The following is a 17,254-nucleotide window of genomic DNA, read 5'->3' as shown; positions in this document are numbered from 1 at the left end:
CGCGCGGCCTCGCGGAGCACGGGCGCCTCGTCCGGCTCGTCGAACTGCTCGGCGGGCATCGGCGTGACGTCGGATGGTTCGGCCACCGTCCCCTCCATTCCGCAGTGTTCGTGCGGCCCCGTCGCGGACCGAGGGCCACCGTAACGGTAATCAGTGAATCGCACACCGTGACCATGATGGTCGACGCGGGCCGGACCAAGGCGAAAGCGAGGGGCCGGGCTCAGGGGGAGGAGATCCGGCCCAGGGAGGAGGGGATCTTGGAGGCGGCGGCCCGGTCCAGCAGGAAGAGGGTTCGCCGGCTGCCTCGGGCACCGGCCGCGGGGACCTGCATCGTTCCCGAGTCCGACAGTGCCAGCCGCACCGCTCTCGCCTTCTCCTCACCGGCGGCGATCACCCACACGTCGCGGGAGCCCTGGATGACCGGCATCGTCAGCGAGATGCGAGTGGGCGGCGGCTTGGGCGAGCCGTGCACCGCCACCACCGGGCGGGTGTCGTACAGGGCGGGCATGCCGGGAAAGAGCGAGGCCACATGGCCGTCCGGGCCCATGCCGAGCATCATGAGGTCGAACGACGGCGCCGGGCCGTGGTCCTCGGGGCGCGAGGCCCGGCGGAGCTCCTCGGCGTAGGCGTCGGCCGACTCCTCGGCGGTCATGCCCGAGTCGGGGCCGCGCATCACGTGCACCCGCTCGGGGTCGAGGTCTATGTGGTCCAGCAGGGCCTTGCGGGCGCCGGTCTCGTTGCGCTCGGCGTCACCGGCCGGCAGGAAACGCTCGTCGCCCCACCAGATGTCCACCTTGCGCCAGTCGACGGCGTCCCTGGCCGGGGAGGCGGCGATCTCGGCGAGGGTGGCGAGGCCGACGGTGCCGCCGGTCAGGACCAGCTGGGCCGAGCCCTTGGCCGCCTGGGCGTCGATGGCACGGATGACCACCCGGGCGGCGACGGCCTTGGCGAGCACGTCGGCGTCGCGATGGATGATCACAGTGGGAACGCTCACGGAACTTCTCTTTCAAGGAAAGGCGCCCCGCGGCAGGCCGCGGGGCGCTCACGGCTCAGGACTTGCGGGTCCGGGCGAGCCGCTGGATCGCGGCCGCGTAGATCTCGTCGGGGTCCAGCCGCCGCAGCTCCTCGGCGAGCAGGTCCGACGTCGGGCGCCGGGCCAGCGCGACCCGGCGGTCCGGCTGGCCGGGACGCGAGAGCATGGCCAGGCGGCCGTCGCCCCGGGTGATGGTGATGTCGCCGTCGCCCGAGACCAGCTTGACGGCGGTCAGGCCGGGGCCGGGAGAGTCGGAGACCTTCACCGGCGCGCCGAGGCGCTCACCGAGCCAGGCCGCCAGCAGCAGGGCGCTGGCATGGCCGGGCACGGCCTCCACGGTGCCCCGCTTGACCTTGGCCACCGGCTGGTCGAACGCGGCGGCCAGCAGGCTCCGCCACGTCGTCAGCCGGGTCCAGGCCAGGTCGGTGTCGCCGGGCACGTACCCGCGGGCCCGGCCGGCGATCGCCTTGACCGAGTCGGGTGCGGACCGCGCGTCGACGATGCGGCGCTGGGCCAGCATGCCGATCGGATCCGCGGCCGGGACCTCGGGGCAGTCGCTGGGCCACCAGGCGACCACCGGGGTGTCGGTGAGCAGCAGCGGGCTGACCACCGAGTCGGCGTGCCTGGTCAGCTCCCCGTACAGACGGAGCAGTATCACCTCGCCCGGGGTCGACTCGCCGAACCGGATCTCGGCGTCGAGCCGGTTGGGCTCGTTCGGGTCGCGAGGAATGACGACCAGTATCCGGGAGGGGTGCTCCCTGGCCGCCTCGGTCGCCGCCCGGACCGCGTCGTACTGGTCGCTCTCGCCACAGACCACCACCAGGGTCAGCACCATGCCGACGGCCGGGGTGCCCATCTGGTGGCGCAGGTGGGTGAGCTGGGAGGAGATCTTCGAGGCGGTCGTGCCGCTGAGCATGAAGCTGGTCATCTAAAGCCGCCTCCAGACGCGCCCGTCACGGGCCATCATCTCGTCGGCCGAGGCCGGCCCCCAGGTGCCCGCGGGATACTCCTCCGGCGGGCCCTGGGTGCTCCAGAAGTCCTCGATCGGGTCGAGGATCTTCCAGGACAGCTCGACCTCGCGCTGGTGCGGGAAGAGCGGCGGGTCGCCGATCAGCACGTCGAGCAGCAGCCGCTCGTAGGCCTCGGGGGAGGACTCCATGAACGACTCGCCGTAGGCGAAGTCCATCGAGACGTCCCTGACCTCCATGGCGGTGCCCGGAACCTTGGAACCGAACCGCACAGTGATGCCCTCGTCCGGCTGCACCCGGATGACCAGGGCGTTCTGCCCGAGTATCTCGGTGTCGTCCTTGCTGAACGGAAGGTGCGGCGCGCGCTGGAACACCACGGCCACCTCGGTGACCCGGCGGCTGAGCCTTTTGCCGGTGCGCAGGTAGAACGGCACCCCCGCCCAACGCCGGTTGGCGATCTCCAGCTTGATGGCGGCGTAGGTCTCGGTGATCGAGTCGGGCGGGATGCCCTCCTCCTGCGTGTAGCCGATGACCGGCTCGCCGCCCTGCCAGCCGGCCCCGTAACGGCCGCGCGCGGTGGTCAGCGACAGGTCCGACGGCAGCCGCACCGCCTTGAGGACCTTCTCCTTCTCCCTGCGCAGCGAGTCGGCTCCGAACGACGTCGGATCCTCCATGCCGACCAGGGCCAGCAGCTGCAACAGGTGGTTCTGGATCACGTCGCGCGCCGCGCCGATGCCGTCGTAGTAGCCGGCCCGGCCGCCGATGCCGATGTCCTCGGCCATCGTGATCTGCACGTGGTCGACATAACCCCGGTTCCAGATCGGCTCGAACAGGTTGTTGGCGAACCGCAGCGCCAGGATGTTCTGGACGGTCTCCTTGCCCAGGTAGTGGTCTATGCGGAACACCGAGCTCTCCGGGAAGACCGCGCTGGTGATCGCGTTGAGCTCCTGGGCGCTCCGCAGGTCGTGCCCGAACGGCTTCTCGATCACCACCCGGCGCCAGGAGCCCTTGGGACCGTCCGCCAGGTCGGTCCGCTTCAGCTGCTGGACCACGACGGGGAAGAACTTCGGCGGTACCGACAGGTAGAAGCCGTAGTTGCCGCCGGTGCCCCGGGTCTCGTCGATCTCCTTGAGCATCATCGCCAGCGCGTCGAAGGCGCCGTCGTCGGTGAACTCGCCGCGGCAGAAGAAGATGCCCTCCGACAGCTGCTTCCAGACCTCCTCGCGGAACGGCGTGCGCGCGTGTTCCTTGACGGCGTCGTGGGTCAGCTGCGCGAAGTCCTGGTCCTCCCAGTCCCGGCGGGCGAAGCCGACCAGGGAGAAGCCCGGGGGCAGCAGCCCCCGGTTCGCCAGGTCGTAGATCGCCGGTAGCAGCTTCTTGCGTGCCAGGTCGCCGGTCACGCCGAACAGCACCAGCACGCACGGCCCCGCCACGCGCGGCAGGCGCTTGTCGCGCGGGTCGCGCAGCGGGTTGGACTCGATCAGGGCATCGGTGATGCCGGCGGTCGAGGCGGCGGTGGCCGTGGTGACCGCCCCCTCGTGCGCGGTGCCCGTGGTGGTGAGCTCCTCGGCCCGAGGCCGGTCGGCCTGGGGCTGGGAGTTCTCCTTGCTCATTCGAACCTCCGGCGGCCCATCAGACCTCCCGTGAGGCGGCGAGCAGGTGCGCGACACCGGCGGCACGGTCGGTCAGGTGCAGTCGCACGGCGGGGCGCCCCCGGCTGGCCAGGGCGCCCAGGTCGCCCAGCGCCTGGGCGAGCTGGAGGCGGCCCAGGGTGTAGGGCTTGCCGGGAACCTCCAGGTCGTTCTCGACGGCCCCGGTGATCTGCAGGAACACCCCGTTCTGCGGGCCGCCCTTGTGGTACTGGCCGGTGGAGTGCAGGAAGCGGGGTCCCCACCCGAAGGTGACCGGCCGCTCGGTGCGGACCGCGAGCATCCCGCGGAGCGTGGCCGGGTCGGCCGCGCTCCACACGTCCGTCATCTCCTCGAACGAGGCGCCCTCGGGGTACGGGGCGTCGAAGGCCGCCTCCCTGTCGAGGTAGGCCATCACCGCGAGGTAGCCGTCGGAGGGGATCGCCTCCAGCAGCCCGGTGAGCACGTCGGACAGGCTCTTGGGGGCCTCCACGCCCGGCGGCAGCTCGCCGTAGACCTCCACCGGGCCGTCGACGAGGATCGGGGTGCCGACCGGCAGCTCGCTCTGGTCGAGCAGCTTGGCGGTGTTCTCCTTGGACTCGGCCACGTTCGGCTGGTTGAACGGGTCGATGCCCAGGACGCGCCCGGCGATGGCCGTGGCGTACTCCCAGATGAGGAACTGCGCGCCCAGCGGGCCGGCGACGGTCACCACGCCGTCGGTGTCGATCCCGGCGAGCAGCTCGTCGTCGGCGTCGCCGGGGTCGGCGCCCACGACGGGCAGGATGCCCTTGCCGGACTTGCCGGTGGACTCGGCGACCAGCTGCTCGATCCAGTCGGGCAGGCCGTTGATCTCCGAAAGGCCGTCCTCGATCACGAGCTTGTCGCGCCCGGCGACCGCGGCGGCACCCAGGGCGGCGCCCAGGTCGAGGCCGGGGTTGCCCGCTGAGCGCGACAGCAGCGGCAGCACCTCGGCGGCGTCGTCGAGCAGCCGCTCGACGTCGGCGCCCGCCAGCGCGCTGGGCACCAGCCCGAACGCCGTCAGGGCGCTGTAGCGGCCGCCCACGTTCGGGTCGGCCAGGACCACCCGGTAGCCCGCCTCGCGGGCACTGAGCTCCAGCGGCGAGCCCGGGTCGGTGATGACGACGATCCTTCTGGCCGGGTCGATCCCGGCGTCGCGGAAGGCCTTCTCGTAGATCCGCCGGTGGCTGTCGGTCTCGACGGTGCCGCCGCTCTTGCTGGCGACGACCAGGAGCGTGCTCTCCAGCCGGTCCTCCAGCGCGCGGCGCACCTGGCCGGGGTCGGTGGTGTCGAGGACGGTCAGCGGGACGTCGGCGGAGCCGGTGATGACCTCGGGAGCGAGGGAGGAGCCGCCCATGCCCGCCAGGACCACGTGGTCCAGGCCCTCGGCGCGGGCCCACTCCACCAGCTCGCCGATCTCACCGAGCAGTGGCCTGCTCGTCAGCGGGAGGTTGAGCCAGCCGAGGCGGACGGCCGCCTCGGGCTCGGCCTCCGGGCCCCACAGCGTGGGGTCGCCGGCGGCCAGGGACTGGGGGACCCCCTCGGAGACGAGCCGGCCGGCCGTCTCCGAGGCCTGCTCGGTGAGGTCGTCCTCGCCGAACGTTACGGACACTGACATGTGTTCCCTCATGCCTTCTTCAGCTCGGCGGTGACGGTCGCCAGCAGGTCGGTCCAGGAGGCCTCGAACTTGTCCACGCCGTCCTCCTCCAGGAACCTCACGACGTCGTCGTAGTCGATGCCGATCTCCTTGAGCGCGGCCATGGTGTTCCAGGCCTCCTCGTAGGAGGGGCGGACCGTGTCACCGGTGATCCTGCCATGGTCGGCGGCCGCCTCGAGGGTCTTCTCCGGCATCGTGTTGACGGTGCCGGAGGTGACCAGCCCGTCGACGTAGAGGGTGTCGGGGTAGTCGGGGTTCTTGGTACCGGTGGAGGCCCACAGGGGGCGCTGCGGCCGGGCTCCGGCCAGGGCCAGCGCCTGCCAGCGCGGGGAGGCGACGACCTCCTCGAAGGCGGCGAAGGCCAGCCGGGCGTTGGCGAGCGCGGCCTTGCCCTTCAGCGCCAGGGCCTCGGGGGTGCCGATCTTGTCCAGGCGCTTGTCGATCTCGCCGTCCAGCCGGCTGACGAAGAACGAGGCCACCGACTCGATGTTCGACAGGTCGAGGCCCTTGGCCTTGGCCTGCTCAAGGCCGCTCAGCCAGGCGTTCATCACGGCGCGGTAGCGTTCCAGGGAGAAGATCAGCGTGACGTTGACGCTGATGCCCTCGGAGATCGCCTGGGTGATCGCGGGCAGGCCCTCGACGGTGGCCGGGATCTTGATGAACAGGTTGGGCCGGTCGACCAGCCACCACAGCGCGCGCGCCTCGGCGATGGTCTTCTCCGTCTCCCTGGCCAGGCGCGGGTCGACCTCGATCGACACCCGGCCGTCCACGGTGCCGGTGGCGTCGTAGACGGGGCGCAGCACGTCGGCGGCCCAGCGGATGTCGTAGGTGGTGATGGAGCGCACCGCCTCCTCGACGTCGACGCCGCGGATCTTCAGATCGTGCAGCTGGGTGTCGTAGGCGTCGCCCTTGCTCAGCGCGGAGGCGAAGATCGTCGGGTTGGAGGTGACGCCGACCACCTGCCGGTCGCGGATCAGCGACTGGAGATTGCCGGTGCGCAGACGCTCGCGGCTGATGTCGTCCAGCCAGATGGAGACGCCCTGCTCGGAGAGTTTCCTCAGGATCTCACTCATGATCAGTTTCCTGTCGTCTCGCCCTTGTCGGCTCCGGTCTTGGCGAGGCTCGCCTTGGCTGCGGCGACCACGCGCTCGGCGGTCAGGCCGAACTGCTCATAGAGGGTCTTGTAGGGAGCCGAGGCACCGAAGTGCTCCAGGCTGACCACTTCCCCGTCATCTCCTACGAACTCCCGCCAGCCCAGTGAGATTCCCGCCTCCACCGCCACGCGCGCGCGGACCGAGGAGGGCAGCACCGTCTGCCGGTAGGCCGTGTCCTGGGCGTGGAACCACTCCACACACGGCATCGACACGACCCGGGTGGCGATGCCCTCCGCCTCCAGGATCTCGCGGGCCTCGACGGCCAGCTCGACCTCGGAGCCGGTGCCGATCAGGACCACCGCGGGCTGCCCGTTGGAGGCCTCTCGCAGGATGTAGCCGCCGCGGGCGACCTTCGTCGCGTCGCGGGTGCCCTCGTAGACCGGCAGGTTCTGGCGGGTCAGCGCCAGCGCGGCCGGGCGGTCGTTGTGCTCGAGCACGACCTGCCAGGCGGCGGCGGTCTCGTTGGCGTCGGCGGGGCGGACCACGTCGAGGCCGGGGATGGCGCGCAGCGCCCACAGGTGCTCGACGGGCTGGTGCGTCGGGCCGTCCTCGCCCAGGCCGATGGAGTCGTGCGTCCACACGTAGGTGACCGGCAGCTTCATCAGCGCCGCCAGCCGCACGGCCGGACGCATGTAGTCGCTGAAGACCAGGAACGTGCCACCGTAGGGGCGGGTGCCGTTGTGCAGCGCGATGCCGTTGAGGATCGCCCCCATGCCGTGCTCGCGGATGCCGAAGTGCAGCGTGCGGCCGTAGGGGTTGCCGGGGAAGTCCCTGGTCTGGAACTCCTCGGGGATGAAGGACGGCTCGCCCTTCATCGTGGTGTTGTTGGACTCGGCCAGGTCGGCCGAGCCGCCCCACAACTCGGGCAGCACCGGCGCGAGGCTGTTGAGCACCTCGCCGGAGGCCTTGCGGGTGGCGATGGAGGAGCCGGCCTCGAAGAGCGGCAGCGCCTCGCTCCAGCCGGCGGGGAGCTGCCGCACGGAGATGCGGTCGAACTCGGCGGCGCGCTCGGGGTTGGCCTCGCGCCAGCTCTGGTAGAGCTTGTCCCACTCGGCCCGCGCGGCGCGGCCGCGCTCGACGACCTCGCGGGCGTGCTCGAGGACCTCGGCGGGGACGTCGAAGCTCTTGGTCTCGTCAAGGCCCAGGATCTTCTTGGTGGCGGCGACCTCGTCGGCGCCCAGCGCCGAGCCGTGGATCTTGCCGGTGTTCTTCTTGTTGGGGGCGGGCCAGCCGATGATCGTGCGCAGCCGGATGAACGACGGCCTGCCGGTCTCGGCGCGGGCGGCCTCCAGCGCCTGGTGCAGCGCCTCGACGTCCTCGACGTAGTCGCCGGTCCGCGTCCAGTCGACGGTCTGGGTGTGCCAGCCGTACGCCTCGTAGCGCTTGACGACGTCTTCGCTCAGCGCGATCTGGGTGTCGTCCTCGATCGAGATGTGGTTGCTGTCGAAGACGACGGTCAGGTTGCCCAGCCTCTGGTGGCCCGCGAGGGCGCTGACCTCGTGGCTGATGCCCTCCTCGATGTCCCCCTCGGAGGCGATGCACCAGATGTGGTGGTCGAACGGGCTCGCGCCCTGCGCCGCGTCCGGGTCGAACAGGCCGCGCTCGCGGCGGGCGGCCATGGCCATGCCGACCGCGTTGCCCAGGCCCTGGCCCAGCGGCCCCGTGGTGGTCTCGACGCCGACGGTGTGGCCGTGCTCGGGGTGGCCGGGGGTCAGGCTCTCCCACTGGCGCAGCGCCTTGAGGTCGTCCAGGCTCAGGCCGTAGCCCGACAGGTAGAGCTGGATGTAGAGGGTCAGGCTGGTGTGACCGGCCGAAAGGACGAACCGGTCACGGCCCACCCAGGAGGGGTCTGACGGATCATGCCGCATCACCTGCTGGAACAGCAGGTACGCGGCGGGCGCCAGGCTCATCGCGGTGCCCGGGTGGCCCGAGCCCGCCTTCTCTACCGCATCCATGGCCAGGGCCCGTACGACATCGACCGCGCGGCGGTCCAGGTCGCTCCATTCAAGGGCTGGCACGAGTTCGCTGCTCAACTGCTCGGTCTCCGGATCTAATAGTGTGATGGTGGCGCCGGTCTGGTATTTCCCGCCCACATGGGACCCTAACGGTTTCGGCCGCGCTACCGTGGCGTAGGTCGACCAGGTGCGGGTCCACGGGACTCATGGGCGGTTCCCCGGCGGTTGTCGTCTCGCGCCGCTTCCGCACCCCGTGCCGGGACCGGCCCCCCCTGCAACTACAGTGAGTCCTCAAGGCTGGCTGGTGCCCGCATTCACGGATCCGCTCTAATCAGAGGTTACGCGTTGACCCCGCACGTGCTGGAAGCGCCTTAGATGGTGCTCACCGACAAGCAATCGACGGTCCCGCCCGAGGCGGGCACGGCCGCAGGCGTCGTGCCTCGCTCCTTCGGCGACGTCGTGAAGGCCTACGTCGCCCTCACGAAGCCGCGGATCATCGAGCTGCTGCTGATCACGACGCTGCCGGTGATGTTCCTGGCGGCCAAGGGCCTGCCACCGCTGTGGATCGCCGTCAACACCCTGGTGTTCGGCACCCTGTCGGCGGGCAGCGCGAACGCCCTGAACTGCTACATCGACCGTGACATCGACGCGGCCATGCGCCGTACCCGGCGCCGCCCGCTCGCCCGCGACCTGGTGCCGCCGACCAATGCGCTGATCTTCGGAGTCATTCTCGGGGTGCTGTCGACCCTTGGCCTCGGGTTGACCGTGAACTGGCTCGCCGCCGGCCTGTCGCTGGCCGCGAACCTGTTCTACGTGCTCGTCTACTCGATGATCCTCAAGCGGCGGACCTCGCAGAACGTGGTGTGGGGGGGTATCGCGGGCTGCATGCCGGTGCTGATCGGCTGGGCCGGCGTCACCGGCGGCCTCGACTGGGCCCCCGTGGTGCTCTTCGGCGTGGTGTTCTTCTGGACGCCTCCGCACACCTGGACCCTCGCCATGCGCTACAAGGAGGACTACGCCGCGGCGAAGGTCCCCATGCTCCCGGTGGTTGCCACCGAGCGCCGGGTGGTGCTGGAGAGCATCGTCTACACCTGGGCGACGGTGCTCTGCTCGCTGCTGCTGTGGCCGGTGGCCGGAACCACCCTGCTCTATCCCGCCGTCGCCGCCGTCCTCGGCGCCGCCTGCCTGTGGGAGGTTCACCGCCTCCTCGGCCGGGTCAACGCGGGCAAGACAGGGGTCGATCTGCGCCCGATGCGCTTCTTCCACTGGTCCAACGCCTACCTGGCGCTGCTGTTCCTCGCCGTCGCCATCGACTCGATGTTCGTCTGAGCCCTCTCACCGGTACGCTCTCCTGCCACCTGCCCGTTTCCGCGTCCCGTTCGAGGGGGAGACGTCTCCCGGGTGGGGAACACGTTTTCTTGGCCGGCCCGGGTCGGGCCTGGTCGTGGGGAGGGCAACTCATGGTCGTCGGAAAACCTCGGGAGCCGGATCGCCGCTCCGGTCCCGGGACCGTTCCAGCGCTCGGCATGGTTTGCGTATCCGGGGCGTGCAGGGCCGCCCGCCAGGTGCCGATCGTAGACCTTCACGATGGGATGTCCCGGTTTGATTCGTGGGGTGGAAGCCAACGGTTACGGTTACCTCATGGCCAGCCGTGACCCCCGGTGGGTGCTCAGGGACCGCCCGTCGCTCGCGCTGATCACCGGACTCGTCCTGACGGGACTGTGCGGCCTGGTGTCGCTCTCCTTCGACGTGCTGAACGGCGACCCCGTCTATTTCTTCATCGCCCTGATCCTCGCGCTGGCGCCCGTTCCCGTGCTGCTGGCCGCAGTGCTGGCGCTCGACCGGATCGAGCCCGAGCCGCGAGGCAACCTGATCTTCGCGTTCGCCTGGGGAGCGGGCGTGGCGGTCCTGGTCGCCGGGGTCGTCAACTCCCTCGGCCTCGTCTACATCGAGAACGCCGCCGGGCTCGGCTACGACTACGCGCGCAACATCGCCGCCACGTTCGGCGCCCCGGTGGTCGAGGAGACGATGAAGGGCCTGGTGCTGCTGGGCCTGCTCAGGTTCAGGCGCGCGGAGCTCGACGGGCCCACCGACGGCATCATCTACGCCAGCATGGTCGGCCTCGGCTTCGCCATGAGCGAGAACGTCAGCTACTACGTGGCCGCGCTCGACGACATGGGCGCGCAGGGCCTGGCGGTGACCGTCGTGCTGCGCGGAGTCCTCTCACCGTTCGCCCACCCGTTGTTCACCTCCATGATCGGTGTCGCGGTGGCCTACGCGGCGCAGCGCCGGGGGTCTGGCCGGATCTTCGTCATCGCCGCCGGGTGGATCGGCGCGATGCTGCTGCACGGCATCTGGAACGGCTTCGCCTCCTACGTCGGCTTCGCCGGCCTGGCCATCGCCTACCTGCTGCTGATGATCGTGCTGTTCGTGCTGATCTGGATCATCTTCCGCGACCGCAAGCGGATCATCGGGCTCATCCAGACCTACCTGCCCGCCTACTGGGCGACGGGGCTGGTCTCCTCGTACGACATCGCGATGCTCTCCTCTCTGCCGGGGCGCCGCCACGCCAGGCAGTGGGCCAGGAACAACGGCGGCAGGACGGGACTGCGGGCGATGAGCGACTACCAGCTCGCGGCCACCGAGCTGGGCCTGCTCCACGAGCGGGCCAGGGGGCACGTGATCGACGAGCGTACGTTCAACGAGGAGCAGCGGGCGCTGCTGGAGTGCATGGCCGCCTCCCGCGCCCAGTTCCCCCCGCAGCCGCCACCACCGCCACCGCAGCCCCCCGGCGGCAACGTCCCGCCGGGGTACGGGCCCGGCGCCCGGCCGCCGGGCGGCTCGCCGTATCCGTGGGGCGGTACCCCCGGGACCTCGGGGCACTCCGACGCCGCTCAGTGGCGTCCGCCCCCCGGGCGCGGCGTTCACCCCGACTGAAGCGCGGCCTCCAGGGAGGTCTCGCGCGGCCCGGGGAAGACGGGAGCGGAGTCGAGGACCACGGCGTCGAGGAGGCCCTTCGCGGAGGCGGCGAACTCGCGGGCCGCGTAGGCGTAGGTGGAGGCCCACCGCTGGGAGGAGTCGTCGCCCACGCCGAAGGTCTCCAGGCCCGCCGTACGGCACAGGGTGACGGCCCTGGGCAGGTGGAAGAGCTGGGTGACCACGGTGAGGCGGGTGGCGCCGAACACGGCGCGGGCACGCACGCACGAGTCCCAGGTGTCGAAACCGGCGTAGTCGAGGACGAGCGCCCTGGCCGGTATGCCACGGGCGAGCAGGTAGTCGCGCATCACGGTCGGCTCGTCGTACTCGATCCGCCCGTTGTCGCCCGACAGCAGGATCGCCCTGACCTTGCCGGCCCGGTACAGCTCGGCGGAGATGTCCAGCCGTCTGGCCAGCATCGGGGAAGGGGCGCCCCCGAAGGCGGCCGCCCCCAGCACCAGCGCCACCGGCGCCTCGGGAACCCCGGCGATCCAGCCGGGTGAGGAGTCCGCGATCACCCGGTGGCCGGAGCTGGCCAGCCAGACCCAGGTCAGCGGTGCGACGGCCAGGACGCTCAGCAGCACCGCGCCCTGGTAGGAGAGCCGGAGGAACCTTCGCGACAGCGGCATCCGGCCATTGTCGCGGTCAGGTGACGGCCGAGTCGAACGCGTCCGGGGGGTCAGGATCCTCCGGATCGGTTTCCACGCGGCCGTCGCGGGCCTTTCACGGCAGGAGCGGAGCCGACGGTCAGGCCGGGACCCGGTCGAGTTGGTCCGCGCTCTCGGCGGCCGTCGCGCCCGCCGGGCCGCGTGAGCGCATCGTGAACACCACCCGCAGTGCGCAGACCCAGACCAGGGTCGAGCCGAGCACGTGGAGGTTGACCAGGGCCGCGGGCACGCCCAGGAAGTACTGGACGTATCCGATTCCGCCCTGCGCCACCTCCACGCCGAGCAGCGTCCAGGCGGCCCGCCGGGCGTTCCCGGGCGCGTCGGTGATGTGCAGCGCGAACGCCAGCGCGAAGGTGAGGCCGACCACCACATAGGCGACGTCGGCGTGGATCCTCGCCACGGTCTCGATGTCGAAGTCGAACCGGGAGGCCATCACGTCCCCGGAGTGCGGCCCGGTGCCGGTCACCACCACGCCCACGACGAGCAGGACGAACACCGCGGCGGTGAGCACGAAACCGAGTGTGCGGACGTGCTGGTTGACCAGGCGTCGCGGCGGGCCCGCGCCCTCGCCGGCCCGGGCGTACAGCGCGTACGCCGCGGCGATCATGCCGACGGAGACCAGGAAGTGCACGCCCACGGTGACCGGGTTGAGCGCGGTGCGCACGACCAGGCCGCCCCAGAGTCCCTGCACGGCCACGCCGATCGGCTGCAGCCAGGCCAGCCTGACCAGATCGGGGCGGCGGGGCAGCAGCCGCAGGGCGGCGAGCAGGCAGGCCAGGCCGATGGCCAGCACCAGGAAGGTCAGCAGCCGGTTGCCGAACTCGATCGCCATGTTGATCGGTGAGATGTCGTCGTGGGCCACCGGGATGAAGCTGTCCGGCGTGCACCTGGGCCAGGTGGGGCAGCCCAGGCCGGAGCCGGTGACCCGCACCGCGGCACCCGTCACCGTGATCCCGACGTTGGCCGCCACCGACGCCAGCGCCCAGCGGCGCAGGGTGCGGAAGGTCGGCGGCCCCACGATCCAGGTCAGTTTCGCGGTCCGCAGACGGGTCTGGTCAAGGAGGTGCTTCACGGCTCACATGCTAGGCGGCGAGGAGGGCGGTCCCGCCGTGGCCCCCTGGCGCCGGGGCCGGTACGGAGGCTTTCGCCCCGGCCGGTTCACGCCTGCCGGCATCTCGGGCAGGGGCCGCTCACCTCGGACGGCGTGCCTCACGGGTCCACGGGTAGGGGTGGGCTGAGCCGGTGGCACGCCCGTGACGTCCGGTCCGGTGCATTGATCCATAAAAAGGTATGTGACATATTACTGGCGAGCCCGGGAGCGAGGTGAGTCATGCCGGACGTCGTGGTCGTCGGAGCCGGGGTCGTCGGCGCCGCCTGCGCCTACTACGCCGCCCGCGCGGGGCTGGACGTGGTGGTCGTCGACCGGGGGGCGGTGGCGGGCGGCACGACGGGCGCGGGCGAGGGCAACGTGCTGATCTCCGACAAGGAGCCGGGCCCCGAACTCGACCTGGCGCTGCTCTCCAACCGGCTCTGGCGTGACCTGGCCGCCGACGGGCCCGACGGTGGGTTCGACGGTGGGTTCGAGTTCGAGGCCAAGGGCGGCCTGGTGGTCGCCGAGACGGACGAGGTGCTTGAGGCACTCACCGGCCTGGCGGGCAGGCAGGGCGTCGAGTGCGTCGCCGTCGCCGCCGGAGAGCTCGGCGACTACGAGCCACACCTGGCGAAAGGGCTCGCCGGTGGCGTGTTCTACCCGCACGACGCCCAGGTGCAGCCGATGCTGGCGGCGGCCAGGCTCATCCGGCGGGGCGCGGAACGGTTCGGGCACGGCGCCCTGATGCTGCGCACCGGTGTCACGGTGACCGGCTTCCTCCGGGACGGCGACCGGGTCGCCGGCGTCACCACCTCCTGCGGCGACATCCTCGCCGGAGCCGTCGTCAACGCCGCGGGCACCTGGGGCGGTGAGATCGCCGCGCTGGCCGGGGTGCGCGTACCCATCCTGCCCAGGCGCGGTTTCATCCTGGTCACCGAGCCACTCGCCGGGCCGCTCATCAGGCACAAGGTCTACACCGCCGACTACGTCACCGCGGTGGCCAGCGACTCGGAGGGGCTGGAGACGTCCGCCGTCGTGGAGAGCACCCCGTCGGGGCCGGTGCTCATCGGCGCCAGCCGCGAGCGGGTCGGCTTCGACCGCACGGTCTCCGTTCCGGTGCTCGAACGCCTCGCCCGCCAGGCCGTCGAACTGTTCCCCGTCCTGGCGGCCTACCGGGTGATCCGGGCCTACTGCGGTTTCCGTCCCTACTGCCCCGACCACCTGCCGGTGATCGGCGAGGATCCCCGGGTCCCCGGCCTCTACCACGCCTGTGGCCACGAGGGCGCGGGTATCGGCCTGGCCCCGGCCACCGGCCACCTGATCGCCCGGCTCCTGGCAGGACTCCGCCCCGAGGTGGACCTCGCCCCCTTCCGTCCGGACCGTTTCCCGCTGGAGGCGTCATGACCCAGGGTGTCCGATGAGGGGGCCGTACCGCCTGGTGCGGGCGCGGCCGGAGCCGGAGTTCGAGATCAGCGTGGACGGCGCCCCCGTCGCGGTGATCCCAGGCCAGAGTGTCGGCGCCGCCATGCACGGCGCGGGCATCCGCTCGTGGCGCACCACCAGGTTCGGCGGGCGCCCGCGCGGGCTCTTCTGCGGCATCGGGGTCTGCTTCGACTGCCTGGTCACGGTGAACGGGGTCCCCTCCCTGCGTGCCTGCCTGACCGAGGCCCGCCCAGGAGACCTGGTCACCACCGGAGACGCTCCGGTGCGGGACGTTCCCGGCGCCGGAGGGGAGCGGTGAGCGGCCGATGACCCAGATCCACGACCTGGCCGTCGTCGGCGCGGGTCCCGCCGGGGTCGCGGGCGCGCTCACCGCCGCCCTGGCCGGGCTGGACGTCGTGCTGGTCGACGGGGCCGGACGACCGGGAGGCCAGTACTTCCGGCGCCCCGCCGAGGGGTTCCACGCCGCCAGGCCCGGCGCGCTCCACCACGGCCTGGACAGGTTCACCCGCCAGTGGGAGACGCTCCGCGAGCGCGCCGAGGTACTGCTGAGCACGCGGGTCTGGGCCGTCGAGCGCGCGGACGGGACGATCACCGTGCGCTGCCTGGAGGGAGACCGCGAGGAACGGCCCCGTACGGTGACCGCGCGCGGGCTGCTGGTCGCCACCGGCGCCCACGACAGGCCGCTGCCGTTCCCCGGCTGGGACCTGCCGGGCGTGCTCACCGCGGGCGGTGCGCAGGCACTGCTCAAGGGTGACCTGGTCCTCGCGGGCCGCAGGGTCGTGGTCGCGGGTACCGGCCCCTTCCTGCTCCCGGTCGCCGCGGGCCTGGCGGACGCGGGGGCCCAGGTGCTCGGCGTGCACGAGGCCAACCGCAGGTTCGGGCTCGCCAGGCATCCGCTGCTCGCCGCCGGCCGGGCGGCGGAGGCCCTCGGGTACGTGGCGCGCCTGGCCCGCCACCGGGTTCCCTACCGTGGCCGTGAGGCGGTGATCGCCGCGCACGGTGAGACCGCGCTGACCCACGTCACCGTGGCGAGCCTGGACCCCGCCTGGCGGACGCTCTCGACGAGAACCGTCGCCTGCGACACCCTCGCCTGCGGCTACGGTTTCGTCCCCCGGCTCGACCTGCCCCTCCAGCTGGACTGCGCCACCCGCCGCGACCCCGACGGCGGCCCGGTCGTCGCGGTGGACGCGGGCATGCGCACCAGCGTGCCCGGCGTCTACGCGGCGGGGGAGGCCACCGGTGTCGGCGGGGCCGCGCTCGCCGAGGTGGAGGGCCGGATCGCGGGCCGGGCCGCGGCCGCCGACCTGGGCCGCCCCACGCCGCCCGACCCCGCCCTGTCCCGGCGCAGGGACCGGCTCGCCGCCTTCGCGCGAGCCCTGCAGGGCGCCTACCCGCTACGGCCGGGCTGGCAGGACTGGCTCCGCGACGACACGCTGGTGTGCCGCTGCGAGGAGGTGCCCCTGTCGGCGGTACGCGAGGCCCAGGCCATGGGCGCCGTCGACGCGCGCTCGGTCAAGCTGCTGGCGCGCCCGGGGATGGGGTGGTGCCAGGGCCGGATGTGCGGCTACGCGGTCGCCTGCCTCGTCGGCGAGGATCCCGCGCCGCCCCGGCGCCCGATCGCCCAGCCCGTCAGGCTCGGCGACCTCGCCGCGCGGACCCCGGCCTCCCCGGACCGGCGGGGAACCCTCCCCGACCCGGACGGGCCGGAGCCCCCTGACTTCGTACCGGCTTGAACCCCCCTCGGAAGGATGAAGCATGGCGACCCGCGTGAAACCCTGGCACGGCGTGACGGTGGCCACCGCGCTGCCCCTGCGCGTGGACCTCTCGGTCGATCTGGACGGCTACGCCGAGCACTGCCGGTGGCTGGTCGCCTCCGGCTGTGACGGCGTCGTGCCGAACGGGTCGCTGGGGGAGTACCAGACGCTGACCTCCCAGGAACGGGCCTCGGTGGTGGAGACCGCGGTCGCGGCCGTCGGCGGCGACCGCGTCATGCCGGGTGTCGCGGCCTACGGCGCCCTGGAGGCCCGCCGCTGGGCCGAGCAGGCCGGTGAGGCCGGGTGCCGCGCGGTGATGCTGCTCCCGCCGAACGCCTACCGCGCCGACGACAGGACGGTGCTGGAGCACTACCGCGAGGTGGCCAGGGCCGGTCTGCCGGTGGTGGCCTACAACAACCCCTTCGACACCCGGGTGGACCTCACCCCACGCCTGCTGGCCGCCCTGCACTCCGAGGGCCTGATCGCGGGCGTCAAGGAGTTCAGCGGCGACGTCCGCCGGATCTACGAGATCGCCGAGCTGGCCCCGGGGCTGGACGTGCTGGCCGGAGCCGACGACGTGCTGCTCGAACTGGTCACCGCCGGAGCGGTCGGCTGGGTGGCCGGCTTCCCCAACGCGCTGCCCGCCTCGACGGTCGCCCTCTACCGGGCGGCCGCCGCCGGGGACACGGCCACCGCGCTGCCGCTCTACCGAGCGCTGCACCCGCTGCTCCGCTGGGACTCCAAACCGGTGTTCGTGCAGGCCATCAAGCTCTCCATGGACCTGGCCGGGCGCCACGGCGGCCCGTGCCGCCCGCCCAGGCTCGGGCTCCCCGGCGAGCAGGAGGCCGCGGTCCGCGCGGCCACCGAGAAGGCCCTGGCCGAGGGCCTGCGGTAGGCCGGTCCCGTTTTC

At 72.1% G+C, this 17,254-nt stretch carries 14 protein-coding genes; 6 read left to right on the top strand and 8 right to left on the bottom strand.

Features of this window, described 5'->3' with window-relative positions:
* Nucleotides 1-220 precede the first annotated feature (220 nt).
* The 6 genes from pgl to tkt are packed head-to-tail and all read right to left on the bottom strand — an operon-like array spanning nucleotide 221 to nucleotide 8,476.
* Nucleotides 221-994 (bottom strand): 6-phosphogluconolactonase, encoded by a 774-nt coding sequence (pgl, locus tag ACWD3H_RS08250; protein ID WP_451954487.1) that lies wholly within the window; start codon nucleotides 992-994, stop codon nucleotides 221-223.
* A 55-nt stretch (nucleotides 995-1,049) separates the two neighbouring features.
* A complete protein-coding gene (locus ACWD3H_RS08245) occupies nucleotides 1,050-1,961 on the bottom strand; it encodes a glucose-6-phosphate dehydrogenase assembly protein OpcA (protein WP_355553218.1) in 912 nt (303 codons plus the stop codon).
* A complete protein-coding gene (zwf, locus tag ACWD3H_RS08240; RefSeq protein ID WP_451954486.1) occupies nucleotides 1,962-3,614 on the bottom strand; it encodes a glucose-6-phosphate dehydrogenase in 1,653 nt (550 codons plus the stop codon). It abuts the gene before it with no gap.
* Between the two features lie 19 nt (nucleotides 3,615-3,633).
* Complete coding sequence (locus tag ACWD3H_RS08235; RefSeq protein ID WP_451954485.1) at nucleotides 3,634-5,265, bottom strand: glucose-6-phosphate isomerase; 1,632 nt, start codon at nucleotides 5,263-5,265, stop codon at nucleotides 3,634-3,636.
* A gap of 8 nt (nucleotides 5,266-5,273) precedes the next feature.
* Nucleotides 5,274-6,377, bottom strand: a complete 1,104-nt coding sequence (gene tal / locus ACWD3H_RS08230; protein WP_451954484.1) for a transaldolase — start codon at nucleotides 6,375-6,377, stop codon at nucleotides 5,274-5,276.
* 2 nt (nucleotides 6,378-6,379) lie between these two features.
* Nucleotides 6,380-8,476 (bottom strand): transketolase, encoded by a 2,097-nt coding sequence (gene tkt / locus ACWD3H_RS08225; protein ID WP_355553230.1) that lies wholly within the window; start codon nucleotides 8,474-8,476, stop codon nucleotides 6,380-6,382.
* Nucleotides 8,477-8,788: 312 nt separating this feature from the next.
* On the opposite strand from tkt, the gene ACWD3H_RS08220 reads away from it, so the two are divergent.
* Nucleotides 8,789-9,742, top strand: coding sequence for a heme o synthase (locus tag ACWD3H_RS08220; protein WP_355553233.1), 954 nt, complete (start codon nucleotides 8,789-8,791; stop codon nucleotides 9,740-9,742).
* A gap of 312 nt (nucleotides 9,743-10,054) precedes the next feature.
* Entirely contained in the window at nucleotides 10,055-11,350 is a 1,296-nt protein-coding gene (locus ACWD3H_RS08215) for a PrsW family intramembrane metalloprotease (RefSeq protein ID WP_451954483.1), read from the top strand.
* On the opposite strand, the gene ACWD3H_RS08210 is transcribed toward ACWD3H_RS08215, so the two are convergent.
* Together ACWD3H_RS08210 and ACWD3H_RS08205 are read right to left on the bottom strand one after the other, a co-directional pair.
* Nucleotides 11,338-12,018, bottom strand: a complete 681-nt coding sequence (locus ACWD3H_RS08210; protein ID WP_451954482.1) for a SanA/YdcF family protein — start codon at nucleotides 12,016-12,018, stop codon at nucleotides 11,338-11,340. The two genes, ACWD3H_RS08215 and ACWD3H_RS08210, sit on opposite strands and share 13 nt — an antisense overlap.
* 118 nt (nucleotides 12,019-12,136) lie before the next feature.
* Nucleotides 12,137-13,129, bottom strand: a complete 993-nt coding sequence (locus tag ACWD3H_RS08205) for a COX15/CtaA family protein (RefSeq protein WP_451954481.1) — start codon at nucleotides 13,127-13,129, stop codon at nucleotides 12,137-12,139.
* Nucleotides 13,130-13,387: 258 nt separating this feature from the next.
* On the opposite strand from ACWD3H_RS08205, the gene ACWD3H_RS08200 reads away from it, so the two are divergent.
* From ACWD3H_RS08200 to ACWD3H_RS08185, 4 genes are read left to right on the top strand one after another with little or no spacing between them, the layout of a single operon-like run.
* Nucleotides 13,388-14,551 (top strand): NAD(P)/FAD-dependent oxidoreductase, encoded by a 1,164-nt coding sequence (locus ACWD3H_RS08200; RefSeq protein ID WP_451954480.1) that lies wholly within the window; start codon nucleotides 13,388-13,390, stop codon nucleotides 14,549-14,551.
* Between the two features lie 13 nt (nucleotides 14,552-14,564).
* Nucleotides 14,565-14,888 carry a (2Fe-2S)-binding protein gene (locus tag ACWD3H_RS08195; RefSeq protein ID WP_350918931.1) on the top strand — a complete coding sequence of 108 codons (324 nt, stop codon included), beginning with the start codon at nucleotides 14,565-14,567 and terminating at the stop codon, nucleotides 14,886-14,888.
* 7 nt (nucleotides 14,889-14,895) lie between these two features.
* Nucleotides 14,896-16,323, top strand: a complete 1,428-nt coding sequence (locus ACWD3H_RS08190; protein WP_451954479.1) for an FAD-dependent oxidoreductase — start codon at nucleotides 14,896-14,898, stop codon at nucleotides 16,321-16,323.
* A 22-nt stretch (nucleotides 16,324-16,345) separates the two neighbouring features.
* Nucleotides 16,346-17,239 (top strand): dihydrodipicolinate synthase family protein, encoded by an 894-nt coding sequence (locus tag ACWD3H_RS08185; RefSeq protein WP_350918937.1) that lies wholly within the window; start codon nucleotides 16,346-16,348, stop codon nucleotides 17,237-17,239.
* Nucleotides 17,240-17,254: the final 15 nt, after the last annotated feature.

Source organism: Streptosporangium sp. NPDC002607 (assembly GCF_053592655.1).
Note: the sequence above shows the minus strand (reverse complement) of the source record. Positions and strands in the feature narration are given on the sequence as shown.